This is a genomic window from Paenibacillus xylanexedens, assembly GCF_001908275.1.
Taxonomy (GTDB): Bacteria; Bacillota; Bacilli; order Paenibacillales; family Paenibacillaceae; genus Paenibacillus; species Paenibacillus xylanexedens_A.
Map to the genome: position 1 here is coordinate 2,822,526 of NZ_CP018620.1, position 20,139 is coordinate 2,842,664.

Annotated in this window: 16 protein-coding genes and 1 tRNA gene; 15 read left to right on the top strand and 2 right to left on the bottom strand. The window is 45.6% G+C overall.

All coding sequences use genetic code 11. The annotated features are described in order from the left end of the window. Positions 1–120: 120 nt before the first annotated feature. Positions 121–510, top strand: a complete 390-nt coding sequence (locus BS614_RS31805; RefSeq protein WP_047842246.1) for a hypothetical protein — start codon at positions 121–123, stop codon at positions 508–510. A 6-nt stretch (positions 511–516) separates the two neighbouring features. On the opposite strand, the gene BS614_RS12680 is transcribed toward BS614_RS31805, so the two are convergent. Then, positions 517–960 carry a GNAT family N-acetyltransferase gene (locus BS614_RS12680; protein ID WP_036611020.1) on the bottom strand — a complete coding sequence of 148 codons (444 nt, stop codon included), beginning with the start codon at positions 958–960 and terminating at the stop codon, positions 517–519. A gap of 603 nt (positions 961–1,563) precedes the next feature. Here BS614_RS12680 and ilvB point away from each other — a divergent pair. The 4 genes from ilvB to BS614_RS12700 all read left to right on the top strand — a co-directional run bounded on the left by ilvB (position 1,564) and on the right by BS614_RS12700 (position 6,733). Next, positions 1,564–3,315, top strand: a complete 1,752-nt coding sequence (ilvB, locus tag BS614_RS12685) for a biosynthetic-type acetolactate synthase large subunit (RefSeq protein ID WP_074094293.1) — start codon at positions 1,564–1,566, stop codon at positions 3,313–3,315. Further along, positions 3,312–3,794: an acetolactate synthase small subunit gene (gene ilvN / locus BS614_RS12690; protein WP_024628317.1), complete on the top strand. Its 483-nt coding sequence runs from the start codon at positions 3,312–3,314 to the stop codon at positions 3,792–3,794. The genes ilvB and ilvN overlap by 4 nt, the downstream gene beginning before the upstream one ends. 265 nt (positions 3,795–4,059) lie before the next feature. Further along, entirely contained in the window at positions 4,060–5,052 is a 993-nt protein-coding gene (ilvC, locus tag BS614_RS12695; RefSeq protein WP_036669754.1) for a ketol-acid reductoisomerase, read from the top strand. A 139-nt stretch (positions 5,053–5,191) separates the two neighbouring features. Continuing rightward, the gene (locus BS614_RS12700; protein ID WP_036610154.1) at positions 5,192–6,733 is read left to right on the top strand and encodes a 2-isopropylmalate synthase; all 1,542 of its coding nucleotides are present in this window, start codon (positions 5,192–5,194) and stop codon (positions 6,731–6,733) included. Positions 6,734–6,994: 261 nt separating this feature from the next. Here BS614_RS12700 and BS614_RS12705 read toward each other — a convergent pair whose 3' ends face one another. Continuing rightward, a complete protein-coding gene (locus tag BS614_RS12705; RefSeq protein ID WP_036669756.1) occupies positions 6,995–7,975 on the bottom strand; it encodes an aldo/keto reductase in 981 nt (326 codons plus the stop codon). 233 nt (positions 7,976–8,208) lie between these two features. On the opposite strand from BS614_RS12705, the gene leuB reads away from it, so the two are divergent. The 10 genes from leuB to BS614_RS12755 all read left to right on the top strand — a co-directional run bounded on the left by leuB (position 8,209) and on the right by BS614_RS12755 (position 19,642). Further along, positions 8,209–9,294, top strand: coding sequence for a 3-isopropylmalate dehydrogenase (gene leuB / locus BS614_RS12710; RefSeq protein ID WP_017689651.1), 1,086 nt, complete (start codon positions 8,209–8,211; stop codon positions 9,292–9,294). Positions 9,295–9,571: 277 nt separating this feature from the next. Next, positions 9,572–10,111: a peroxiredoxin gene (locus BS614_RS12715; protein WP_036610146.1), complete on the top strand. Its 540-nt coding sequence runs from the start codon at positions 9,572–9,574 to the stop codon at positions 10,109–10,111. Positions 10,112–10,467: 356 nt separating this feature from the next. Further along, complete coding sequence (locus tag BS614_RS12720) at positions 10,468–10,884, top strand: hypothetical protein (protein WP_017689649.1); 417 nt, start codon at positions 10,468–10,470, stop codon at positions 10,882–10,884. Between the two features lie 447 nt (positions 10,885–11,331). Next, entirely contained in the window at positions 11,332–12,438 is a 1,107-nt protein-coding gene (locus BS614_RS12725; protein ID WP_036610143.1) for a PAS domain-containing sensor histidine kinase, read from the top strand. 121 nt (positions 12,439–12,559) lie between these two features. Then, the gene (locus BS614_RS12730) at positions 12,560–13,525 is read left to right on the top strand and encodes an AAA family ATPase (RefSeq protein ID WP_017689647.1); all 966 of its coding nucleotides are present in this window, start codon (positions 12,560–12,562) and stop codon (positions 13,523–13,525) included. Positions 13,526–13,529: 4 nt separating this feature from the next. Further along, a complete protein-coding gene (locus BS614_RS12735) occupies positions 13,530–14,645 on the top strand; it encodes a DUF58 domain-containing protein (RefSeq protein WP_074094294.1) in 1,116 nt (371 codons plus the stop codon). Continuing rightward, the gene (locus BS614_RS12740; RefSeq protein ID WP_074094295.1) at positions 14,642–15,955 is read left to right on the top strand and encodes a DUF4129 domain-containing protein; all 1,314 of its coding nucleotides are present in this window, start codon (positions 14,642–14,644) and stop codon (positions 15,953–15,955) included. Before BS614_RS12735 ends, BS614_RS12740 begins: the two co-directional genes overlap by 4 nt. An 83-nt stretch (positions 15,956–16,038) precedes the next feature. After that, positions 16,039–16,995 carry an aldolase catalytic domain-containing protein gene (locus BS614_RS12745; protein WP_047842252.1) on the top strand — a complete coding sequence of 319 codons (957 nt, stop codon included), beginning with the start codon at positions 16,039–16,041 and terminating at the stop codon, positions 16,993–16,995. 289 nt (positions 16,996–17,284) lie between these two features. Then, positions 17,285–19,411 carry a bifunctional diguanylate cyclase/phosphodiesterase gene (locus BS614_RS12750; RefSeq protein WP_074094296.1) on the top strand — a complete coding sequence of 709 codons (2,127 nt, stop codon included), beginning with the start codon at positions 17,285–17,287 and terminating at the stop codon, positions 19,409–19,411. Between the two features lie 160 nt (positions 19,412–19,571). Continuing rightward, a tRNA-Gly gene (locus tag BS614_RS12755) sits at positions 19,572–19,642 on the top strand. Positions 19,643–20,139 lie beyond the last annotated feature (497 nt).

Here is a 20,139-nt window from a genome sequence, read left to right on the forward strand (position 1 = left end):
TTACATGCTTAACTTGGTTCTCGTGCAGATACCCATATTTTCAGGTAGGGACAAAGAAACAGGCGAATTCAGTGATGGACGAATACACTGTTTTGAACGATCCGAGGAGGAGGGGAAAGTATGAAACAACAAGTTACGCGTGATGAAGCGATGAAATTAATAGGCAAAAATATTGTTGCAATCAAAAAAGACGGCACTCGGGTTACGGGAAAGCTGTTGAAAGTATCGGGCAACAAACTGGTACTGAAGCGTCTGAATGGCAAAAAAGTACGTACAAAAGCGATTCTTCCACTGGTATTGTTCGATCTGCTCGCTATTGCCACACTGCCTTATGCTTATGGAGGTGGTCCCGGCTTCGGTCCCGGATATGGACCTGGACCAAAACCAGGTCCTGGATATGGTCCAGGCTACGGACCAGGATATGGACCTGGAGGACCTGGTGGCGGATATGGACCTGGTCCTGGATTCGGCCCTTATGGTCCAGGTCCACGCCCACCAGGATTTTTCTAGGACATTCTATAATGTTTTTTCCAATTCGTAGCAGCGGCTTATCATGATGTATCGAATCGCGCTGTATCCATTTTTTTGATAAAACTGAAGCCCTTTGGTATTGCCCTCATCCACCATCACTTTAGATCTTCGACAACCCCGGGATACTGCAAAACTCTCTGCTTTGAGCAACAAAGTTTGCCCGTAACGTTTGCGTTGTTCTTTCGGACTAACGGCCATCATATCGACATAGAGCAATTCCCCATGCATGAGAAAATGGATGAATGCCACAGCAGCTTTGTCTGGCTCCGGCGAGACAACAAAGGTCATGCCCCTGTTCATTCGCAGGGGTATTTCTTTGCGGATTTTATTAATTTCCTTTTCGCTCATATGGGATAAAGGAACAAGTTGAGTGTCAATCAGCTTCATGATGGCGCCATCATCCAGCTTGGATGTGCGTTGCCGAATCACCATGCGGAGCCTCCTTTCAGGACCAGTCGTGCTGCTCGTATATCCTATGCCCGAAGCAAGATAAAAGGTGACTGAATGAAGCGCTAGGATTAGGGCAACCTTATAGGCTGAAGAGGGAGGAAGGAAGGTTCTCTGAATTTTTATGCAAAACAGGTATTGACTTATCGGTTGGAGGAATCATATAATGTTCCTAACATTTAACGAGAATATTTCATCGGCTATGAAGAGGACGAAGTTTTAAGGGCTCTTTTGCTCAGAGAGTGGCTGGAATTGCTGAAACCACCACCATTACCCCTTATATACGAGCTCACCTCGGAGCTGTTTTCCTGAAAAGCACTGGATGTCACTCCTTTCGCGTATTAGGGAAAATCGTATGTCTGCGTTACAGACAACAGGTATGGGAAACAACTATGCTCGTTTGAGCTATTCGTTTTGTTGTACCTGGTAAGGTCCGTTATTGCGAAATTTCGGACAAAGTTGGGTGGTACCACGGAAGCGATAACCTTTCGTCCCTCGCAAGCATGAACTGTTTGCAGGGGATGGAAGGTTTTTTTTGTAACTTTAAATGTCAGAATGGTGTAAATTCCGAGAGGAGGATGACTAATGGGAGCTCAAATTCCAGAAGTACGATCGACAGATGAATTACGTGAAAAATGGATGAAGCCGGAGGTCATTAGCGGTTCCGAGATTCTGCTGAGAAGTTTGTTGCTTGAAGGTGTGGATTGCGTATTTGGTTACCCGGGTGGCGCAGTGTTGTACATTTACGATGCAATGTATGGTTTCGAGGATTTCAAACACGTCTTAACCCGTCACGAACAAGGTGCAATTCACGCAGCTGACGGATATGCACGTGCAAGCGGCAAAGTTGGTGTTTGTATCGCTACCTCCGGGCCGGGAGCAACCAATCTGGTTACTGGAATAGCCACGGCATATATGGATTCTGTGCCGCTGGTTGTCATTACGGGAAATGTTAATTCCAGCCTGATCGGTTCGGATGCTTTCCAGGAAGCGGATATTACCGGGATTACAATGCCGATCACCAAACACAGCTATCTGGTAAAAGATGTTAAGGATTTGTCGAGTATCATTCATGAGGCATTCCATATTGCCAACACCGGCCGTAAAGGTCCTGTACTGATCGACATTCCGAAAGATGTCTCAGCCAACAAAACCTTGTTTGAACCGAGTACTGAACCTGTTACATTAAGAGGGTACAATCCACGGACAGTACCAAACAAACTGCAGGTTGACCGTTTGGCTCAGGCCATTCAGGAAGCAGAACGTCCAATTATTCTGGCCGGTGGCGGTGTGGTATACTCGGGAGGACATGAAGAACTGTTCGAGTTTGTTGAGAAGACAGGCATTCCGATTACGACAACCCTTCTGGGGCTTGGTGCATTCCCAAGTGGGCATGAACTATGGACAGGGATGCCAGGAATGCACGGAACGTACACATCCAACCTGGCCATCCAACAGTCGGATCTGCTGATTAATATCGGCGCACGATTCGATGATCGGGTAACAGGTAAGCTGGACGGATTCGCTCCACATGCCAAAATCGTTCATATCGATATTGACCCGGCTGAGATTGGTAAAAACATTGCAACCGATATTCCAATCGTTGGTGATGTGAAGACCGTACTTGAAATAGCCAACAAAGAAGTTGGACGTGCAGAGCGTGCAGATGCATGGAGAGACCAGATCAAACAGTGGAAACAAGAGAAGCCATACAGCTATACGGATTCAGACGAAGTGCTGAAACCGCAGTGGGTTGTTGAAATGTTGAATGATACAACCAAAGGTGAAGCGATTGTGACTACGGATGTGGGACAACATCAGATGTGGGCAGCACAATATTATAAATTTAATCAACCGCGTTCATGGGTAACTTCGGGTGGTCTCGGAACGATGGGCTTTGGATTCCCTTCTGCAATTGGTGCTCAGATGGCCAATCCGGACAGACTCGTTATCTCCATTAACGGTGACGGCGGAATGCAGATGTGTTCCCAAGAACTCGCAATCTGTGCTATTAACAATATACCGGTAAAAATTGTGATCATTAACAATCAGGTACTTGGAATGGTTCGCCAATGGCAGGAACTCATCTATGAGAACCGTTACAGCCACATTGATCTGGCAGGAAGCCCGGATTTTGTAAAACTGGCTGAAGCATATGGCGTGAAAGGATTGCGTGCAACGAATAAAGAAGAAGCAGCGCGTGCTTGGCAGGAAGCTTTGGATACACCAGGACCAGTCGTTGTAGAATTCGTAGTACGCAAGGATGAAAATGTGTATCCAATGGTTCCGCAGGGAGCAACAATTGATCAAATGCTGATGGGGGATGCTGACGAATGATTAGACATACGATTTCAATATTGGTAAACGATCAGCCAGGTGTCCTTCAGCGTGTGTCAGGGTTGTTCGGTCGACGCGGATTTAACATTGAGAGTATTACAGTAGGTCAATCGGAAGAACCTGGACTCTCCCGGATGGTTATTGTCACCATTGGTGACGATAAAACGCTGGAGCAGATTGAGAAACAATTGTATAAAATCATCGATGTTATTAAAGTGGTTGATTTCAGCCTGAAACCGATGGTAGCCCGTGAACTCGCTTTGATTAAAGTGAAAGCAGAGCCTTCCGAGCGTCCTGAAATTCTGGGTGTGGTAGAAACATTCCGCGCATCCGTTGTAGATGTTGGTCCAGGTAGCCTGATTGTACAGGTAGTCGGAGATACCGACAAAATTGATGCTATGATTGAATTGCTCAAGCCATATGGCATTCGCGAATTGTCCCGTACAGGCATAACTGCATTGGTACGCGGCAACGTATAAAGCTATAATGAATGAAGAGGGACGACGGTTAGCTAACATATACAGTTGATCTTATGTGAGTGTCAGTCCCTTAACAGCTGTAATTTAACATTTTAGTGATGTAACGCTTGAAAATATAGCTACATTCCCGCATTAATGGGCGGGTGTCTGAACGGATCGGATCGGATCAGGCCAGAGATGCTTTGACACTCCAAGCGAGGCGGTCCCTTGAGACACCCGCTCATTAATGAAGGGTTCTTTACAATACAAAGGAGGACTTATAAACATGCCAGTAACTACTTATTATGAACAGGATGCAGAGCTTAACGTATTGAAAGGAAAAACGATCGCGGTAATCGGTTATGGTAGCCAGGGCCACGCCCAAGCTCAAAACCTTCGTGATAGTGGATTGAACGTAGTCATCGGACTTCGTGAAGGTAAATCCTTCGACACTGCAAAAAATGACGGATTTGAAGTTCTGTCCCCGGCTGAAGCAACAAGCCGCGCAGATGTAGTTCAAATCTTGTTGCCAGACGAAACTCAAGCTTCTGTATACAAAAACGAAATCGAACCAAACCTGAAAGAAGGCGCTGCATTGCTCTTCTCACACGGTTTCAACGTTCATTTCGGTCAAATCGTTGCTCCAAAAAACAGCGATGTATTGCTGGTAGCTCCTAAGTCCCCTGGTCACATGGTACGTCGTACTTATGTGGAAGGTTTTGGTGTACCGGGCCTGATCGCGATTGAGCAAGATGCAACGGGTAAAGCTAAAGAAATCGGTTTGGCTTATGCTAAAGGTATCGGTTGTACACGCGCAGGGGTTATCGAAACTTCCTTCCGTGAAGAAACAGAAACAGATCTGTTCGGTGAGCAAGCTGTTCTGTGTGGTGGTGTGAGTGCATTGGTAAAAGCTGGATTCGAAACATTGACAGAAGCGGGTTACGCTCCTGAAATGGCATACTTCGAATGTCTGCACGAACTGAAGCTGATCGTTGACATGATGTATGAAGGCGGACTTTCAAGCATGCGTGATTCCATCAGTAACACAGCTGAGTACGGTGACTATGTAACTGGACCTCGCGTTGTAACTGAAGATACGAAGAAAGCAATGAAAGAAGTCCTGACAGATATCCAACAAGGTAAATTCGCACGCGACTTCATTCTGGAAAACCAATCCGGACGTGCATTCTTGACAGCAACTCGTCGTAACGAAGCTGAACACCCAATCGAAGTGGTTGGCGGACAATTGCGTGAGATGATGCACTGGATCAAGAAGTAAGCATTAACTTCTAGAACATGCACTTTAAGGTAATCAAGTAAACTTAGAGCTTTAACTGGGAATAGCGGCCGTGCTTATGCGTGAGCCGCTATTGCTGGTTCAGAGAAACATATAATAACAAGTACAGGAGGTGCGAAGCGTGCGTAAAATCTATGTATTTGACACAACGCTACGTGATGGAGAGCAATCCCCGGGAGTCAATCTGAACACTCGTGAAAAGGTGGAAATTGCCCATCAGCTCGAGCGGCTTGGCATTGACCGGATGGAAGCGGGTTTCCCGGCGGCATCTCCAGGTGATCTGGCAGCTGTCAATGCAGTAGCAAATGCGGTCAAAAATGTGACTGTAATTGGCTTGTCCCGTTCCAGAGAGCAAGACATTGATGCGGTTAAGGAAGCACTTAAAGGTGCACAGGACCCGTGCATTCACGTTTTCCTGGCAACTTCACCTATTCACCGCCAACATAAATTGCGCATGGACAAAGCGCAGGTACTGGATACAGCTCGTTCTGCGATTCGTTATGCAAAGAAAACATTCTCGAAGATTGAATTCTCACTTGAGGATGCAGGTCGTACTGAGTATGATTTCCTCGTGGAAATGGTGAATATGGCTGTTGAAGAAGGTGCAGCTGTCGTGAATATTCCAGATACGGTTGGTTACCTGAGCCCATATGAATACGGAAACATTTTCAAACATCTCAAGGAGAATGTACACGGTATTGAAAAGGTACAGCTGAGTGCCCACTGCCATAATGACTTGGGTATGGCGACGGCCAATACACTTGCAGCCATTCTCAACGGAGCTGATCAGATCGAAGGTACGATCAATGGCATTGGTGAACGTGCCGGAAACACGGCGATCGAGGAAATTGCTATGGCGCTGGAGACACGTCAGGAGTTTTTCCAAGCGAAAACATCGCTGCAGTTGTCTGAAATTGCACGGACCAGTCGTTTGGTTAGCCGTTTGACAGGTATGGTTGTGCCTGGAAACAAAGCCATTGTTGGGGCAAATGCCTTCGCACATGAATCCGGCATTCACCAGGATGGTATGCTGAAGGAAAAAACCACGTACGAGATCATGACCCCAGAGTCCATCGGTCTGAAGGAAAGTAAACTTGTACTGGGTAAACATTCTGGTCGTCATGCCTTCCGTGAACGGTTGATTGATCTGGGATATGAGCTGGAAGAAGAAGCATTGAATCGGGCTTTCGCCCAGTTCAAAGATCTGGCTGATAAGAAAAAAGAAGTTACTGACGAAGATCTGCTTGCCGTAATTGAAGAGAAATTGCAGGATGCACCTGAGGTGTATAAACTGGAATCCATCTTCGTAACGTACGGAGACGAATCGGTACCAACGGCCAAAGTCCGCATTGCAACGCTTGACGGGGATACAATTGAGAAGCAAGCAGAGGGTAACGGATCGGTAGATGCGATCTACAATGCGATTGACCAAGTGAGTGGGGAAGATGTAACGTTGTCTGACTACTCCATCAAATCGGTAACGCATGGTAAGGATGCATTGGGTGAAGTGCATGTTGTGCTGACTCAGAATCAGGTTTCGGTACAAGGACGTGGCGTAAGCACAGATATATTGGGTGCAAGTGCACGTGCCTATGTAGACGGCCTGAATCAATTGATTGAGAAGCGCAAGACATACACGAACCGTGTAAACGTTAATCTGTAGGCTCCAATACAAGAAGCACGCACCTTTCATTGAACTGAACTTTAAGCTGAGACACATGTATGCTGCTAGAATGATCTATCTTTAATTTAATGGATATAGAAGATCGTTCGGCTTGCTTTGTTACGTTCAGTGAGGGACGTAAAGAGTCTGACTCTCCTGTGGAGGGTCAGACTCTTTTGCTTATTATTTATATGATTATAACAGTGAAACACATTACATTTTCTACGATTACCTATTGTATTGGCTTACGCTCTCAAGCTATTACCACGCGTATGCATTAGGTGCATGTCCACCTGGACCTGGGAAAATCTCATCCAGACGTTTGAGCACGGCTTCATCCAAAGTTACATCCAGACATTTGAGTGCGGTCTCAAACTGCTCCAGCGTACGTGGTCCGATAATCGGGGCGGTCACTGCCGGATTGGCTGCAACCCATGCCAAAGCCACCGTATCCTGTGGTTCACCGAGATCACGACACAGTGCGGCAAAGTCTTCAAGCTGAGTTTGCTGCTGCTCGATCCGTCCAGCGATGCCCCCACTGCGTGTTCCTTCCAGTTTCTGCAGAGCGTTACGTCCCAGTAATCCACCATCCAGTGGACTCCATGGAATGACGCCGAGGCCCAGCTCTTTGGCTGCGGGCAGTACTTCCAACTCAGGCAAACGACAGTTGAGGCTATATTTATGTTGTTCGGAAACCAGGCCGAGGAAATGACGATTCTTGGCTTCACTTTGAGCGATTGCAATCTGCCATGCAGCAAAGTTACTCGATCCTACATAACCGATTTTACCCTGATGAACGGCATTCTCGAACGAACCCCACAGCTCGTCCCACGATATGGCAGGGTCTACATGATGCATCTGGTATAGCTCGATATGATCGGTCTGTAAGCGGCGGAGTGAACCCTCCAGATGCCGTCTGATTTTGTAGGCGGAGAGGCCAGCTTCGTTGTTGGGGCCATCTGTATCATCATGCATGGAGCCATAGACTTTGGTGGCCAGAACCACTTTCTCACGTCGGCCACCACCTTGGTTGAACCAACGTCCGATAATTTCTTCGGTAAGGCCGGAATTTTCACCCCAACCGTAGATGTTAGCGGTATCAAAAAAGTTCACGCCTGCATCAAGTGCTGCGTCCATAATGCGGAAAGCTTCTTTTTCATCTGTAGCAGGCCCGAAATTCATGGTACCGAGACAGATTCGGCTGACCTTGAGGCCTGATTTACCCAAATACGAATATTGCATGTTGCTTATCCCTCCTGCGTACCTGATTTGAATTCAGCTATATTTTAACCCAGCCGGGAGGTCAGAACAACTTGGAAAGGCCAATCTCTATTGGCTTATAGGTAAAATCTATTAAAGTCATAGATTGTATATCTTGGTCAAATGACCTTGGAATATGATACAAAAGAGAGAGTTAATATGAGACGTTACTTTATGAATAATTAATGAATGAAATATAAGGAGTGGACAACCCAATGGCAGACGTAAAAAAAATTGCAGTTATTGCAGGTGACGGAATTGGCCCTGAAGTCGTAGCTGAGGCTGAGAAAGTTCTTAAACGTACGGAGGAAGTATTTGGTTATCGTTTTGAGACAGAGCATGCGTTGTTTGGCGGAATCGCGATAGATGAGAAGGGTACACCTCTTCCTGAAGAAACACTGAGCGTATGTAAAAGTGCAGATGCAGTCCTGCTTGGAGCGGTTGGTGGTCCTAAATGGGATAACAACAGCAAGGAGCTTCGCCCGGAAACAGGCCTGCTGGGTATTCGCAAAGCACTTGGATTGTTCTCCAACCTGCGTCCGGCTGTTGTATTTGATTGCCTGAAGGATGCTTCAACTCTGAAGCCTGAAGTACTGGAAGGTACAGATCTGATGGTGGTACGTGAGTTGACAGGTGGTATCTACTTCGGAGAGAAGTTCAGACGTGAAAGTGCACAGGGCGAAGAGGCTGTGGATACATGTGCATATAATGTAACAGAAGTGGAGCGGATCGTTCGTCAGGCGTTCGAAATTGCGCAAGGGCGTCGCAAAAAGCTGGCTTCTGTAGACAAAGCCAACGTATTGGAAACTTCCCGTCTCTGGCGTGAAGTCGTGAACCGGGTAGCACCGGATTATCCGGATGTTGAACTGGAGCATGTACTGGTAGACAACTGCGCGATGCAATTGCTGCGTCGTCCGTCCAGCTTTGATGTCATCGTAACGGAAAACATGTTTGGAGATATCTTGAGTGATGAAGCAGCGATGTTGACAGGTTCCATCGGTATGCTCGCATCTGCATCACTGGGAGAGGGCAGCTTTGGACTCTATGAGCCGGTACACGGTTCTGCACCGGATATCGCAGGTCAAGGCCTCGCTAATCCGATTGCAACCATTCTCTCTTTGGCATTGATGTTCCGTACAACCTTTGGTTATGCAGAAGGTGCGGATGCCATTGAAGCAGCTGTGTCGGATGTATTGAACGCAGGACACCGTACGAGTGATATTGCTGTAGACAAGAGCACAGCGATCAGCACGACCGAAATGGGCGATTTGATCGTGGCGGCTATTCAGAAACAGGCGTAATTATATTATCAACTACAGGCAGCCCTTTGTTTCCAGTTATGGAATGTACAGAGGGCTTTTCCTTTATCATTTTTGCCACGAAAAATCCTTATTTATAATGATTATAAAAAAATAATGTTTATAATCTTGACTTTGGGAAGTCCGGATGATAACATTTTACTTGTACTTGTTATCAAGGTTCAAATCATTTTAATTACAGGAAAAGCGTACGCGTTTTTCTTGATGATGAGCAATCCGTAAGGATGCTTACATAATCCCAAAGGAGGAATTTTTAGTTATGGCAGAACGTTTGGTAGGTAGACCAGCACCGGATTTCGCAATGGAAACAGTATCGGGAGACGGACAAGACTTTGGTTCCGTTAAACTGTCCGATTATCGTGGCAAATGGCTTGTATTCTTCTTTTATCCTTTGGACTTCACATTTGTGTGCCCAACTGAAATTACAGCTTTGAGCGTTGCTTCCGAGCAATTCAAAGCTTTGGATACAGAAATCCTTGGCGTGAGCGTAGACTCCGTACACAGCCACAAAGCATGGATCAACACACCTGTAGACAGCAATGGTCTGGGTCAATTGAACTTCCCACTGGCTTCCGATATCACGAAGCAAGTGGCTAAAGATTACGGCGTTCTGATCGAAGAAGAAGGCGTAGCATTGCGCGGTCTGTTCATCATCGATCCAGAAGGCGAATTGAAATATCAAGTGGTTAACCACAACGATGTAGGCCGTAGTGTTGAAGAAACACTTCGCGTACTGCAAGCACTGCAATCCGGCGGATTGTGTGCAATGAACTGGAAACCAGGCGACACTAACCTGTAAGCCAGATTAACTTGGACGGCTTTTGTTCAAGCCCTCATCCCGTTAGGGATTGAGGGCTTTTTGCACCCTTTTGCCGGAAGTTATCACGAAGTTAATCAAAAGTGTTTGAACAAGCAGCTAAGCGTGTTAATAATATATTAGAAGAAAGTCTTCTTTTTATCTGTTGAAAGAGGAATTGATGGCCTTCAAGGCGAATAGGGTATGGAAACCCGGTAAATATTCCGGTGCTCTGCATTTATAATCTGTACATGAATGTGATACACTGATGGAACTATTCCTTTTTGGAAGTGCTGTAAGTGTACGGGATGGCATTTTAACAAAAAAGTCCCGGCACGTAATAAGGAGGGTGAACAAAAATGAGTTACTGTTGTGGGGCAAGTATGGTTGGAACGAAGGGCACGCTGAAGCATTACCGCACCCAGGTTCATAATGTTCCCCTGCTGTTTTGCCCGGTGTGTCACCGGGTTGAGGTGCATTATAAAGTGGAAAACGAATACGAAATCCTGGCTGAATATGCGCATGGAGACGGTGCATCCGAGATCGACTTTCAAGATTATGTTACAGAAGATGAGGATGCGATTTTTGAAAACTGTGTAAACCGTGAGAGCGAGGATGCTATGGTCATTGTGCAGCGCCAGATTGATATGGCTCTGGATTTGCTCAGGCTCGCGAAGGAAACCAAAGACGAGAAGTGGGAAAGCGAACTTAAACGTCGATTAGCTGTGATGAGTCAGCGCAGACTGAAAATTCAGCATAATAAGACCGGACTATAGATGATCTCGGATATATCACCAATTAAAGATATTAAAAACGAAGCTGATTTGCCTACTGGGTGAAACGGCTTCGTTTTTGTGCTGTGTTCTGGAACTAATTCGAGGTTTTTTTTAAAATAATTTCCATTCGACACTTTCTCCGATTGACTCTCTTCTATAAACTTGTCTATGATAAAAACAGACTTGCAAAAGAGGCGGAGCAAAAAATGTTCGTGTTTGGGAATAGGAGAAGGTCAGAATGGGACAAACGTATATGATTTTCCGGATCGACTGTTGGTTACCGGGAATAGACCAGCTTGAGTTCCGGCCATGCCATCCATATTTTCGGCTCAGCCCCCCAACGAAAGGGCACCGGTAATGAAAAATAAAATCGGCCCTTCCTGTTTCTGTGATGATATGATGTCCGAATGGCAAGTTTATCATTTACGTGAAAAGGAGGAACCTGACATGATTAGTGAATTTCAGGATACAGTGCCTCAACCAACGGATGGTTTCCCGCCTGTGCATCTGGATAACAACAAGTACGAGAATGTACTGGAACATCTGGATAGCGGTATTATGTTGTTTGACAGTCACGGTGTATTGACGTTTATTAACGTTCAGATGGCAAAGTTGTTGGAGCTTCCACGAAGTCTGTTGAGCGGCTGCACCCTGATGCAAATGCTGCATCATCCGCAGATGAGCCGATTCAAGAAAAAGAAAATTTTACGTATCTATCGGGAAACTATTTTTCACCGTAAGCGCTATCATGAGTTGATTGATGAATACGGAAGGCATTGGCTGGTTACTGTGACGTACGGTGATCAGATGGATGGCGACTTCTTGTTCAGCGTCAAAGATGTATCTGATTATAAACAAATTGAACAGACCGCTTATCAAAATGACAAACTTGCGATGCTGGGGCGGATTTCAGCATCTATTGCTCATGAAATTCGTAATCCGTTGACTGCAATCCGTGGGTTCATCCAATTGCTCAGACCCCATTTGCTGCAGCTCGGCAAAGACGAGTACGCTCGAATCATACTGACGGAGATTGATCGGGCGAATGACATCATCTACGAATTTCTGAATTCTTCCAAACCGTCAGCTCCACAGAAGACCGTGATATCCGTCGACTCTTTGCTCAAAGAGGTGGTCTTGCTGACCGAAAGCGAAGGGTTGATGAAGGGATGCGAGATCGTACTGGATGAAGGGGATGCCCCGCTGAATGTGTCCATTGATGTCAAACAGATTAAGCAGGTTATTTTGAATATGGTGAAAAACGCAATGGATGCCATTGAGGAAGTTGGCGAAGAACATACGGGTCTAATTCGAATATCTACCGCCACGGAAAACAAGTTCGTGCAGATCTCCATCGCGGATAACGGTCATGGGATGGACCATAACACGCTTGTACGTCTGTTTGATCCATTCTTCACGACCAAGGAGAGCGGAACGGGGCTTGGACTTTCGGTGAGTTACCGAATCATCAAGAACCATGGAGGCACCATCTCTGTGGATAGCAAAAAGGGCGAAGGCACGCGGTTTATAATTATGTTACCCTTGGTATATTGAGAAAAGCGGGGAGTCGAGGAGTTGGCCATTTGCCAACTCCTTTGTTTTATGTTGCCAATAACGGTTATAGTTAGTAATGAATGCGAATACATAAGCTCCATAACGGAAGGATGAGATGCAGATGGAAATCCAAGGAATGGAACGAATGAATCAACAACTGATGGATCACGTGGGAAAAGTGATTGTGGGAAAAGAGCATACGATAGAGCTGGTGATGACAGCGATCATAGCGTCAGGACATGTGCTGCTGGAGGATGTACCGGGTACTGGGAAAACGATGCTCGCCAAATCGGTAGCCTCTTCATTGGACTGCACATTCCAACGGATACAGTTTACACCGGACTTGCTGCCCTCTGACTTAACAGGGATTCATTTTTTTAATCAAAAAGAAGGGGATTTTGAATTCCGACCCGGCCCCTTGTTTGCCAATCTTGTATTAGCCGATGAGATTAACCGTGCTACACCGCGTACACAATCAAGCTTGCTGGAGTGTATGGAAGAGCGGCAGATCAGTATCGACGGTTCAACGAGACAACTGGAACGGCCATTTATCGTTATTGCTACCCAAAATCCTGTAGATAACCAGGGAACTTTTCCACTACCTGAAGCGCAGATGGATCGTTTTATGATGAAAATTCGCATGGGTTATCCAAGCAGTGAAGAGAGTGTAGAAATTTTGAGACGTACGGTAGCCAGTCGTTCTGTTGATGATCTCTCGGCAGTGATCAGTCGTGAAGAACTTTTGAAGGCGCAGGATACGTATAAAACAGTGCAAATCAACGAAGATTTGCTACGATATATCATTCAGTTAACCGAAGCAACAAGGCAACATCCCGAGCTTTCGCTTGGCGTAAGTCCACGAGGGGCTCAGGCATTACTCAAGGCAAGTCAGGCATGGGCTGCACTGCATGGCAGAGACTTTGTTTTGCCTGATGATATTAAAGTACTGGCGGAACCTGTGCTGGCGCACCGACTGGTATTCCGTAACCGGATCAGACAACAAGAGGGCTTGGCGGAGCGTATCATCCAGGAACTTCTGAATCAGACAGAAGTGCCTACGGAGAATCTCGCTACAAGCGGGCGTTAATCTTATGGCATTATTATGGCTTGTCCTTGTTGGAGGCATTGTCGTTGTTATACATGGTGTGTGGTTTGGACGACCTGCACTGCGAAAACTCAGGTACAGCAGACAATTCAGCAAGCTGCGTTGTTACGCTGGAGATGGACTTGAGATGGTGGAGACGATATCGAATGAGAAACGAGTCTCCGTACCGTGGCTCAGACTTGAATCGATGATGCCAGTGTCGTTTGTATTTCGTTCCGGTTCAGGTATGGATATTAGTCAAGGCGAAATCTATCAGAACCATAAGAGTATTTTTACGTTAAAACCGTTTACTCGTATTACGCGCAAGCATCCTTTTACATGTACTCAGCGTGGGATTTATCCATTAAATACAGCAACGATGACAGGTGGGGATCTCTTTGGTGTGTGGCGTTCCACCAAACCGATTCCTTTGGAAATGTCTATGATTGTGTATCCTTCATTAGTGAATGCAGAGGATCTTCCTGCAATTTATCAGGTATGGCAGGGAGAAGTGGAAGTATCACGATGGATCGTTGAAGATCCTTTCTTGATTCTGGGTGTTCGGCCTTATGGTGCAGGCGACCCCATGAATCGTATTCACTGGAAAGCGAGTGCACGTACAGGTGAATTACAAGTCTACAAACAGGGGTGGACGGCTGATCCGCAATCCTGGATTGTAGTCAACATTCAGGAATCTGCAGATATGTGGAGTGTTGTTACTCGACCGGAAAAGATTGAACGGGCACTTCGTTACGCTGCCACGGCTGCAGTGGATGCCATCGGTAGAGGGTTGCCAGCAGGTTTCGCCCATAATGGTTATCATGTGGGTGGAGGCCGCGATACGCTTCGGATTGAGCCGGATTATGGCACGCCCCATCTGGAACGGTTACTGGAAGCTATGGCTGAGACAGAGTTGAAATGCATGGTGCCCATGGAGCAATTCCTGAATGATGAAGTACGTCTGAATGAAGAAGCACAGCAAATCCGCAGCTATCTGCTGATTACATCCTATGTATCTGCCGCTATGGAGCACGAGATTGCACGTCTGCACGAACAAGGACATCGTGTAACGATTCTCCCGGTAGAGGACGTGAAGGGCAATACAAAGGCGGTGAGTGCATGAGGAACAGACCGGTAGCAACGACCACAGGACTCATAGCGATGCTTGCCGTCTTGATGGCTGGCATATACCTTTTTCCGATATTTACGCTTGCTTCATTCTACGCAATGGAACATTTGCCGTACACATTATTCATCCTGGTTGTTCTTGTAGGTTGGTTGGGACAGTTCATTCAGCATAAAATTCCAGGTTTTAGCGAGAAAAATACACTCATTCGTGGACTAGCGGCACTCGTCATAGGATTTCTCTTCGCACTCGTTGTTGGGATGAGCCTTATTCTCCCGTTGCCGGATATCATCACATTGGTACTGTGTGGAGTCATCTCGGCTTATGCAGGTCTGACCTTCCAGCCAGTCTTTCATTCAGTGTTGTTATGGCGTTTGCAGATTATGGGTGTAATCAGTGCAATCGTGCTTATGATTGCTTCGAACTCGTTGGAATTCATGCAACCGATACGTACCTATACCCTATGGATCTATATTGCGGGAGTGATTAGTTTTGCCTTTTGGCTGGTTGGACGATATATGCTGCAACTGGATCAGGCAATACTCAATGACAGCAAGAGAAGATTGGTATTGAGAGATTTTGCACGTGCGAATCATCAGCGGTTCATGTGGATGTTTATTGTTATCGTTGCAATCGGTGCTTTCCCAAGTCTCGCTGCCTGGCTGGGGCCGCTACGTGACCGCTTGCTTGCATGGATCAGGGGATGGTTTGGTCCGATTTCCGGCGAGGAGCCGCGATTACCAATGGACAACCCCAATCAGCAGTTAAATATACCGAATGACTGGAGAGAGCCGCCATCCGAGCCCTCAGTCTTCTGGAACATCCTCGGTTGGGTAGTGATGTGTGCTGTAGCAGGAGCAATTCTGTGGCTGCTTCTGAGGTTGGGACAAAAAACGATAAACAGACTTATGGACCGATTCAAGGGGATGTTACAACCAGGTGAAAAGAAGGCAGAACCACGGACGGAGTATATCGATGTCAGTGAGACGCTTGATGCGCCAGCAAAAGTCCGAAAGAATTGGTTTCGCAAGAAAGAGGCGCCACCTGCGCAGGATGCTGAACGTGTTCGCTATTATTATCGGACTTGGATTGAAAGAGCCGCTCATCGAGGCGTGGAAATACAGGGGACGCACACTCCGCTGGAGGCTGCACAGACCATTATTCAGAATGGTGTGAAGTTAGAAGAAGATGAGCTGTCTGCGAGACTGCCAGAAACGTATAATGCCGTCCGTTATGGAGAGAAAGCTCCCGATCGTTCCGATATGGTTGAGATTGACCGAATCTGGAGATCTTATCGAAGTAAATAAGTCCGGAATCCCTTTACTTTTCTTGTCACGTTCAAGTATCATGAGAGGAATACACAAGTTGGTCAGAAAAGGAGCAGACATTAATGAAGACAAATCATTGCAAAATTGTAGATTGTACGATCCGTGATGGCGGATTGGTGAATAATTGGGACTTTAGCGTGGACTTTGTTCAACAGCTATATGCTGGATTGAATGAAGCTGGCGTTGATTATATGGAAATTGGATATAAAAACTCTCCGAAGTTGCTTAAAGGCGCCGAGGAAGCAGGACCATGGCGTTTCCTGAACGATGATTTCCTGCGTAAAGTTATTCCTCAAAAAGGCAATACCAAATTGTCTGCACTGGTTGACGTTGGACGTGTGGACGAAAATGATATCTTGCCTCGCAGTGAGAGCATGCTGGATCTGATCCGGGTTGCCTGCTACAGCAAAGATGTAGACAAGGCACTTGCACTGGTTCAAACATTCCATGATCGTGGATATGAAACTACACTTAATATTATGGCACTCTCCAATGTTATGGAGAATGAATTGCTGGAAGCATTTGAATTGATCAAAGAAAGCGCTGTGGATGTTGTTTACATTGTAGACTCCTACGGTAGCTTGGACCATAATGATGTGAAATATCTGGTAGAAAAGTTCAAGACTCACTTGCCTAACAAGCGTCTTGGTGTTCACACACATAATAATATGCAACTTGCGTTTTCTAACACATTGGTTGCGGCAGAACTTGGCGTTGAACTGCTTGATGCTTCTGTGTATGGTATGGGCCGTGCTGCTGGAAACTGTCCAACCGAATTGCTCGTGGCTCATCTGAAAGGAACAAAATACAATCTGCGTCCAGTACTTGGTGTATTGGAACAGTTGATGGTTCCGCTCAGAGAAAAAGAAGAATGGGGTTACATTCTGCCTTACATGATTACAGGTGCGTTGGACGAGCATCCACGTTCAGCGATGGCGATTCGCTCATCGGAAGACAAGGATAAGGTTGTTGATTTCTATGATAAATTAACAACACCAGAAGTGAATTTTGATAAGTAATATAGTCTGAAATACAGTTGTAAAATAGGAAAACATGGACTCTAACTGGAGATCCATGTTTTTTTAGTTCTTAATGCCTTGTTTTTCTATATATTTGTGAATAAATATTCCTAGGAGTAACTATTTTTTAGTTCACGTATACAAAATTAAATGTTATTATGTACCAGATAGCATGTGTATGCATGTGAATTGAACGTTGGTTAATATGTTTTTTGTCGAATCGTGTAGTAAGTTGTTGAGTTTGGTTAATGTAATTCAGGATAGGTGATCCCGGGAAGGAAAACACGGCATGAAGGTTAATCTGCAAGATCAGAGAAAAATAAGTTGGGTCGCTGTGGGCGGCTTATTATGTTTCCTCGCAAGTCAATGGTTTCGTTCTTCTTCAAGCTCTGATCTGATCATATCGGGTTACCCGGTTTTGACACTCTTGGGTGGATTTGCTGCGGTAGCGGCTTGTATCGGCGTCTATAATCAAAGCTGGTTGTTTCGGACACAGAAGCTAACGCTTCGGAGGACATTATTGACAACACTCTTTTTATTGATTGGTCTGTTTGAACTGGTTCATATCGTTTCATTTGCAGAAGAGATTCCAAATGGAGCCATGATGGAATCGGAGTTCTCCTTAATGATGTCAACCATGGGATCTTTGGTATGTTCCGTAGGTTTACTGCTCGTGTATACCTTAAATGAGAAAGAATTTGCATTACCACGCAAATTCTTACTTTTAAGTGGGACATTGGGTACCTTTGTTATTTTGTACATACTGGCTGTTCAGGAATGGAGCATGTTGCCGAGTATGCTTGATGGGGAAGTGCTTGGTGGTATCTTCACTCGAGTTCATCTTATGGTTGGATTGCTCTATGGCATTATTGCAGTTCTTTTGTTTGTACAATGGAAAAAAACCAAAGATGGTGATTTACCAACCATTCTATGTGGCATTCTGTGTTTCTTTTTTGGTGAATGTTATTTTGTTTCAGCAACTGGGGTGAACGATCTCAATCTGTTATTAGGATTGATGAGTAATTGTATGGCATATTTTTTCATTCAAAAAGGGCTGTATACGTCCGTAGTGGACACACCTTTCCTGCAACAGCAGGTCGCGGAAGCCAAGATGAACTATATTGCTCATCATGATGATGTAACGGGACTTCCAAACCGTCGTCGCCTTTCACAGCAGTTGAAAAAGATGATGGATGACGCCGTGGTGCAGGAACAGCTTGTTGGTGTATTGGTCCTGAATATTAATCGGTTCAAAACCATAAATGATTCGCTTGGACAGCAAGCAGCTAACCGTGTTTTGCGTCAGGTAGGTCAACGACTGAAACAATTGTCCCTTCCAGGAGAAGAAGTCTTTGGATTGGGAAGAGATGAGTTTGCATTAACGATGACAGATTTCAGTTCAACCGATACAGCGTTGCGTCGGACAAGATCCATTTTGCAACTTTTTGAGAAGCCCGTCTTGGTTGATGGCAATGAGTATCATCTGACACTTGGAATTGGGATGGCCATTTTCCCACATGATGGGGAGTCACCACTGGAGATTATTCAGAATGCTGATACGGCTTTGCACAGTGCTAAGGAACAAGGAATGGAACTGAATCGTTTTGCCCATGCGATGCAGATGAAGGCACAGGAGCGTTTGCAGCTTGAGAATGATCTGCGCAAGGCGTTGGATCGAGGTCAGTTCTACCTGGTCTACCAGCCGCAGGTTAATCTGCAAAGTGGGCTAATCGTTGGCATGGAAGCTTTGGTGCGTTGGCAGCATCCGCAGCGAGGCTCGGTATCTCCGGCGGAATTTATTCCTCTGGCAGAAGAGAGTGGGCTCATTGTGCCACTTGGCGAATGGGTGCTTCGTGAAGCGTGTGCACAGAACAAACAGTGGCAGGAAGCCGGTTATCGTAAACTGTGTGTTTCGGTGAATCTGTCAATGAGACAATTCAGGCACTCCCATTTGTTGGACAATATCAATGGCATTCTCAAGGAGACAGGATTAGAACCTGTATGGCTTGAACTGGAGATTACAGAGAGCATGACATTTGATAAAGACCGTTCATTCGAACAGTTGCGCAAAATCAAAGAAATTGGTGTGCATATCAGTATTGATGATTTTGGAACGGGATACAGCTCGTTGCACTATCTGAAGGATCTGCCGATTGATCGGCTTAAGATTGACCGTTCATTCGTGAATGAAGTCATGGAGGACAGCAATAACGCAGCGATCGTATCTACCATCACCTCAATGGCGCATCATTTACAACTGAAAGTCACAGCTGAGGGCGTGGAGAACGAAGATCAGATGGTCTTTCTTCGCAATCAACACTGTCACGAGGCTCAGGGTTATTTCTTCAGCAAACCGATTAAAGCCGCTGAATTTGAAAAGCAGTTTTTGAGAGATGTGGATAAGCCTACTGGATAGGGAACAGCGGGGGCGCGAGGGTGCTCCTGCTTTCTTTTGATGGATGCGTAATGAAAAAAATGGGAAATATCACTTGCATGCTATAGAGGATCATGGTATATTATTATTTGTAAAATCACTGTTAAATTCCTAAGGAACTTAACAATAAATCTTCAATCATGCGGGTGTAGTTCAATGGTAGAACTTTAGCCTTCCAAGCTAATAGCGTGGGTTCGATTCCCATCACCCGCTTAATGAAGCAGTACCGGAGCCCTTGCGATGCAGGGGCTTTTTTCTATTACCTTAAAAGAAATCCCGTGGTAACAGCGATCAGAAGATTGTTCTGTTTTCGGAGTGGCCAGTAAGTAAGTAAGTAAGTAAGTAAGTAAGTATTCTTTAGTTTAATTTATATACCCTTTGCTTTTTTACAATGATCTGGTACAATAACGGAGAAATTGATACTACACATGAATGAGAGGTAACCATACGTCCCATGAAGTAAAACACATGAATTGAACCCCAGTTAACTGCAGACGGTTTTATGACGCAGTCAGCCAGAGCGGCTGAGCAATGAGGGGATTCGTGTGTCCAAATTCAGCTATGGGAAAAGGTATGGAGCAAGTAAGCCATTGAGGTTTACGTGTACCCTGTATTTGGGGTTTCTTTGTTCATGCCGTAGCTTACCTTAGATCTGTCTTTGAATGCTTGATCCAACCCTGAATTGCCAAACCGCCGGCTGATGCCAGCGG

What these genes read in the sequence shown, in the direction of transcription:
- BS614_RS31805 (WP_047842246.1), top strand. Translation starts at nt 121, where the DNA reads ATGAAACAACAAGTTACGCGTGATGAAGCGATGAAATTAATAGGCAAA.
- ilvB (WP_074094293.1), top strand. Translation starts at nt 1,564, where the DNA reads ATGGGAGCTCAAATTCCAGAAGTACGATCGACAGATGAATTACGTGAA.
- ilvN (WP_024628317.1), top strand. Translation starts at nt 3,312, where the DNA reads ATGATTAGACATACGATTTCAATATTGGTAAACGATCAGCCAGGTGTC.
- ilvC (WP_036669754.1), top strand. Translation starts at nt 4,060, where the DNA reads ATGCCAGTAACTACTTATTATGAACAGGATGCAGAGCTTAACGTATTG.
- BS614_RS12705 (WP_036669756.1), bottom strand. Translation starts at nt 7,975, where the DNA reads ATGCAATATTCGTATTTGGGTAAATCAGGCCTCAAGGTCAGCCGAATC.
- leuB (WP_017689651.1), top strand. Translation starts at nt 8,209, where the DNA reads ATGGCAGACGTAAAAAAAATTGCAGTTATTGCAGGTGACGGAATTGGC.
- BS614_RS12715 (WP_036610146.1), top strand. Translation starts at nt 9,572, where the DNA reads ATGGCAGAACGTTTGGTAGGTAGACCAGCACCGGATTTCGCAATGGAA.
- BS614_RS12720 (WP_017689649.1), top strand. Translation starts at nt 10,468, where the DNA reads ATGAGTTACTGTTGTGGGGCAAGTATGGTTGGAACGAAGGGCACGCTG.
- BS614_RS12725 (WP_036610143.1), top strand. Translation starts at nt 11,332, where the DNA reads ATGATTAGTGAATTTCAGGATACAGTGCCTCAACCAACGGATGGTTTC.
- BS614_RS12730 (WP_017689647.1), top strand. Translation starts at nt 12,560, where the DNA reads ATGGAAATCCAAGGAATGGAACGAATGAATCAACAACTGATGGATCAC.
- BS614_RS12735 (WP_074094294.1), top strand. Translation starts at nt 13,530, where the DNA reads ATGGCATTATTATGGCTTGTCCTTGTTGGAGGCATTGTCGTTGTTATA.
- BS614_RS12740 (WP_074094295.1), top strand. Translation starts at nt 14,642, where the DNA reads ATGAGGAACAGACCGGTAGCAACGACCACAGGACTCATAGCGATGCTT.
- BS614_RS12745 (WP_047842252.1), top strand. Translation starts at nt 16,039, where the DNA reads ATGAAGACAAATCATTGCAAAATTGTAGATTGTACGATCCGTGATGGC.
- BS614_RS12750 (WP_074094296.1), top strand. Translation starts at nt 17,285, where the DNA reads ATGAAGGTTAATCTGCAAGATCAGAGAAAAATAAGTTGGGTCGCTGTG.